The 4,723-nt window shown below is 35.4% G+C and carries 7 protein-coding genes; 6 read left to right on the plus strand and 1 reads right to left on the minus strand.

Translation table 11 applies throughout. The annotated features are described in order from the left end of the window. Positions 1-95 precede the first annotated feature (95 nt). The 5 genes from CJF42_RS27825 (at position 96) to CJF42_RS24210 (ending at position 3,443) form a co-directional block, all read left to right on the plus strand. Positions 96-254 (plus strand): hypothetical protein, encoded by a 159-nt coding sequence (locus CJF42_RS27825; protein WP_170940749.1) that lies wholly within the window; start codon positions 96-98, stop codon positions 252-254. A gap of 623 nt (positions 255-877) precedes the next feature. Continuing rightward, positions 878-1,870, plus strand: a complete 993-nt coding sequence (locus tag CJF42_RS24200) for a YHYH protein (protein ID WP_095369092.1) — start codon at positions 878-880, stop codon at positions 1,868-1,870. Next, a complete protein-coding gene (locus CJF42_RS24205; RefSeq protein ID WP_095369093.1) occupies positions 1,851-2,348 on the plus strand; it encodes a hypothetical protein in 498 nt (165 codons plus the stop codon). Before CJF42_RS24200 ends, CJF42_RS24205 begins: the two co-directional genes overlap by 20 nt. 288 nt (positions 2,349-2,636) lie before the next feature. Next, positions 2,637-2,804 carry a hypothetical protein gene (locus tag CJF42_RS27830; protein ID WP_170940750.1) on the plus strand — a complete coding sequence of 56 codons (168 nt, stop codon included), beginning with the start codon at positions 2,637-2,639 and terminating at the stop codon, positions 2,802-2,804. Positions 2,805-2,912: 108 nt separating this feature from the next. After that, positions 2,913-3,443, plus strand: a complete 531-nt coding sequence (locus tag CJF42_RS24210) for a hypothetical protein (RefSeq protein ID WP_095369094.1) — start codon at positions 2,913-2,915, stop codon at positions 3,441-3,443. Positions 3,444-3,726: 283 nt separating this feature from the next. On the opposite strand, the gene CJF42_RS27835 is transcribed toward CJF42_RS24210, so the two are convergent. Next, positions 3,727-3,888: a hypothetical protein gene (locus CJF42_RS27835; protein WP_170940751.1), complete on the minus strand. Its 162-nt coding sequence runs from the start codon at positions 3,886-3,888 to the stop codon at positions 3,727-3,729. A gap of 358 nt (positions 3,889-4,246) precedes the next feature. Here CJF42_RS27835 and CJF42_RS24215 point away from each other — a divergent pair, with 358 nt between their 5' ends. Beyond that, entirely contained in the window at positions 4,247-4,540 is a 294-nt protein-coding gene (locus CJF42_RS24215; RefSeq protein WP_095369095.1) for a c-type cytochrome, read from the plus strand. The last annotated feature ends 183 nt before the right edge of the window (positions 4,541-4,723 follow it).

Here is a 4,723-nt window from a genome sequence, read left to right on the forward strand (position 1 = left end):
TGAAGTGGTTTGGGTATATACCAGTAACAAAATTATGACTGTTTAGTTTTCATATCATCTAGTTTTCAACTCAACAACAAGCAAAGGAAAACATTATGAACACTTCAAGCAACAGCGAATTATTAGTAACTGCAATTTTAGGTGCTATGGTAACAGGCGTTTTGACATTTAACGGCATGGCATCGGCAGTTGCAGTAGGGTCAGTAATAGCAGTTACAATTATGACAGCCACTTACGCATTAACTAGTAAATAATCAACACTCTTCTAAAATATAAAAATATGAGGTAAATAATGTGATAAAACTACATACCAAGTTACAGTCCTGAAACACCGCTATTTAGCGGTGTTTTTGTATGTGTAAATAATTTTGAAAATAATATACACAGGATTTAATCATGAGTTTATCTCTGTCAATCTTATTGCCTCATGTCCAATAAATATAATTCATGGAAACGATGATTGCTTGCGGTGTATTAAGTCTTTTCACTGGGCTAGAGCATCGATCAGTTTAAAATATAGTCACTAGCGAGAGCCAAAATTTTGTAGACTAGGAAAATTTTTGTAGGTCTAGTTATTCTCCATCAAGAAAGTTTAACGCAGTATATGGAAATTTTAGCCTCGCCCGCAGGGAATGACCAAAACTAATCGGTGCTCTAGGCATACCTAAAAGTTACAAAACCACCTAAAATACATCAAAAGACCTGATGACCTAGCATTGCAACAAAGTCCATAATTTAGGGTGCTGAATGTCAGTTACAATATTGTAAATGAAATAATAGCATTATAAACTTCACATTATTTGCACATTACTTGCACATTATTTATCAATTTTAATGTTATCTTGGCTAAAAGTTACTTAATGAATAAGATGGTAATATGCAAAAGAAAGCATTTATATTAATAATGTTGTTTATGCTAAGTGCATGCGGTGGAACAAGCAATGAAGACTCAATTACCGATGATAGTGACGGTAATTTAACCGAAGGTTATGTTTTTAATGAATCTTTAATGAATACGCCTGAAAGTGTCAGCATGGAAAACTGTATACTTTTAGATGGTACTACGGCAGAATGTTATAAAGTGACATTTAATAGTAATCCTGTTGAACACGGACCTTATTGTCCTGAAACTATAGATGATATAGGTGGTGTAGGTATTTATGATGGAGAGACTAATCCTGGATTTCAGGTTATGAAAAGAGAGCTTTGGGAGGCGATGGAAGCCGATGGTTATGACGTAGTGGATGACAATAATAATATTAATATTGTAGACCCCGGTGCAGGAGGGGCTTTAGATGGTAGTGCTTGTTTGGAAGCAACACCTGATGATAATCTAACCTTGACTTTTTTAATTCCTGCAACACCAAAAAATGCAACATCCAATAACACAATAGATATAGTTGAACATCTAGGTGTATCAAAAGATGGTATACCAATTACAGGTCACCCACCTTCAGCGACTCAAGGTCCTCAAGGAATGACAGCATCAAGCGATAGTGCAGGTATACCTGCTATTGATCCATGTGGTGGTCATATTGATCCTTTTGGTTATTATCATTTACACTTCGGTTCAGAAGAAATGGAGAATGTTTTGACAGCCAATGAACTTTCAGATTTTGTCATGTGCTATAACTTTGTTCAAAGCGAGACTGATTTTATTGGATATGCCAAAGATGGTTACCCTATATATGCGTCTAAAGATCAGAATGATACAATACCTGAAAATATCGATGAATGTCAAGGTCATACGAGTGCTACTGCTGATTACCCTAATGGTGTTTATCATTATCATGTATCCAATTCATCTGCACCAAACCTTCCTACTTGCCTAAAAGGAGTATCAGCAGAAGATGCTTTCACTTATCAGTAGATACATTTTAACTTTTGCTTTAATGTTGTTTTTTACAAGCGTTAAAGCACATAACCCAAACACGACAGCTGTTGTTTTTACACCTGAAAATGGCGTATGGATGATAAATATCACCATATCCCAGCAAGGAGCTAATCAGGCTCTGGCTAACTATTACCAGAATATAGATTTTTCAAAAATATCCAGTAAAGAATATAAAAAACTCTACATAGATTATTTGCAACGCAATATTGATTTAAACATCGATGGAAAACTCATTAAAACTGCTGCTGGCGTTATAAAACTGGGGAATCATCAAACCAATGTCAAGCTAACACTACCTGATTTTCCAGTAAGCTTTCAAAAGCTCTCTTTAATGTTTGCCATATTCAAGGAAAATAAAGGGCAAAATACCATAGTAAGATTTAAATATGACAATACATCAATTCGTAAAATATTAAACCATAAAAATAACTTTCAAATGCAGTTTACAAAATAAACTGCATTTAATGATCAAATAGAGTAATGCCGTTTGCTTTGGCGGTTTCGATAATGCTATAAAGCGCGGCGCTGGCATTAGCACCGTTATACGTTATCATGCCTGACCTGATAAAATTTATTATAAAGTAGCTTTATACCCAAACCACTTCAAGATGCAGGATTCAGTTGGAAGTAGAAATACTTTAGGCTAGGCATTGATTGAAGAACATGCTTATTCCCTTTTCAAAATCAATAACGCTGCATAAAGTATTTATAAACCAACCTTACAGGGACTTCTGAGCAAATCATGCTCGTTGTTGCCTGCATGGATGTAGGTACTAGAGCAATGCAGGAGCATATTGCCGGTCCATCTTTTTTTAAGGGAGTAACCATTAATGCAAAGATGCGCCTAGATCATGAATTGCTCAGCAGTCCTGAACCTCACATCTTGAAGTGGCTTGGGTATAGACCGTGATATTTAAAACTATCACAGTAATCTCTTTTTAAGTCAGCCGAATTTCAGTAAAATAAATGTCTGTAATTTATAAAAAAAGAAACAAAAACTATCAAAGGCATTATAAACATGGATATACAACGAATATTTGAACAATTAGAGTCTGCTAGTGATTTTGAATTATTTCGGTTAAACAGTGCAATAGATAAAGTACTTCAAGATCCTCAACGCATCAAAAAACTAAGACAAAAGTTAACGATTGGCATGCACCTAGATTACTTTTGCCAAGACCGTAATAAGCCCATTGCCTGCGTTGTTACTGAAATAAAAAGAACACGTGCTTCAGTTCGGGAGATTGAAACACTCAAACAATGGAGCTTACCATTTTACTTACTTAACCTTGATCACATTGAAACAGAGCTAGTCTCTAATAACGTGATTGGCATGTCAAAAGCAGAACTTTCAATAGGTAGCCAAGTCGGTTTTTTTAATAGTAAACAAAACCAAGAAATGCTCGGGCAAGTGATGAAGTTAAACCCAAAACGCGCGGTTGTTTTAGTAGAGGGTGTACATTGGACTGTGCCATATGAAGCATTATTTCCAATTATTGAATCAGAGACTGTCTCATCACAAACTGTTTTGTTATCACAAAAAAATTAACAAAGGCAGTCACTTCGTCATTTGAAGTGGATGTCCTCGTTAATCATCACATCAAATTTTAAGAAATACTTATTACCTTTTTAACATGTTTCAGCGGATATTTTAAAAGTGATTTTTACTATTCGTTAAATTCAACGTAACTAAGCACAACCTTTGTACCAGCTATGATGATGTGCATTTGCGCATTTCATTAATGACGATTTTTAACCTACAAAATTAGCATATTGTCATCTAAAGTGATTTAGGGTATTAATCCATGTATCGACTTCAACATTCAGTTTATCTAATGTTTTCGGCTTATCTTTTTCGATACTACCGTGTTTATTTGACTGTAATAATCTGCCACTGAATCGGCTAATGCTAAATAATCAAACAAAATAAAAGGTAGTGTGCCTTTATCAATAGTATTGCCAAAGAGCATTAATTGCATCGGTTGCTGAAACACGTTCATACCTATAACAAACGCTAGCCTGTTGTGTGTTAAACAAAAAAATAGTAAAGTAAGTACCTGAAAAAGGTATATCGGTATTTAATAGGCAAAATATCGTCAATAAATAGCCATACCAGTGGCATAAACAAACTAAAAGCTAAAATGCATACTTTAGGTTTTAGCCAAAAGGCAGTTTATTCTACTTATACCCAAACCACTTCAAGGTGCAGGATTCAGTTGGAATTAGAAATACTTTAGGCAAGGCATTGATTGAAGAACATGGTTATTCCCTTTTCAAAATCAATAACGCTGCATAAAGTATTTATAAACCAACCTTACAGGCACTTCTGAGCAAATAATAAGGAAAGAGTACATGAAAAAGTTAATCGTCGGTAGGGTTCTGTGTGGTGTTGTGGTTTTGCTGACCAGCAGTACGGCTGTAGCTGCGGTGAATTTGGGCGCGTGTAAAGGCTGTCATGGCGCGTCATTTGAAAAAAAGGCAATGGGTAAATCAAAAGTGGTGTCTAACATGAGCAAGCAAGAAGTGTCTGACGCCATGCTCGGGTATAAAAATGGAACCTATGGCGGCCCTATGAAAGCGCTGATGAAAGCACAAGTCGCAAAGTATTCTGATGAGGAATTAAAGTCAACCAGGCTTGGAAAATAACGTTCTGTGATTGAGGGGGATATTGCTGTACAAGCCAGTGATGGCATGAGATTCATCACTGGTTTAAGCGCGTATAGAATATCTTCTATATTCAGAGAACAATAATTCAGGCTAAAAGTTTGAGTTTAACTTATATACCAGTAAGAAAATTATGTCTAGTTTTCAGTTTAATTTACCTAGTGT

It is taken from the genome of Pseudoalteromonas sp. NBT06-2, from assembly GCF_002276045.1.
Taxonomy (GTDB): domain Bacteria; phylum Pseudomonadota; class Gammaproteobacteria; order Enterobacterales; family Alteromonadaceae; genus Pseudoalteromonas.

Bases quoted from the DNA above. Each gene is read 5' to 3' on its own strand.
- CJF42_RS27825 (WP_170940749.1), top strand. From the start codon at position 96: ATGAACACTTCAAGCAACAGCGAATTATTAGTAACTGCAATTTTAGGT.
- CJF42_RS24200 (WP_095369092.1), top strand. From the start codon at position 878: ATGCAAAAGAAAGCATTTATATTAATAATGTTGTTTATGCTAAGTGCA.
- CJF42_RS24205 (WP_095369093.1), top strand. From the start codon at position 1,851: ATGCTTTCACTTATCAGTAGATACATTTTAACTTTTGCTTTAATGTTG.
- CJF42_RS27830 (WP_170940750.1), top strand. From the start codon at position 2,637: ATGCTCGTTGTTGCCTGCATGGATGTAGGTACTAGAGCAATGCAGGAG.
- CJF42_RS24210 (WP_095369094.1), top strand. From the start codon at position 2,913: ATGGATATACAACGAATATTTGAACAATTAGAGTCTGCTAGTGATTTT.
- CJF42_RS24215 (WP_095369095.1), top strand. From the start codon at position 4,247: ATGAAAAAGTTAATCGTCGGTAGGGTTCTGTGTGGTGTTGTGGTTTTG.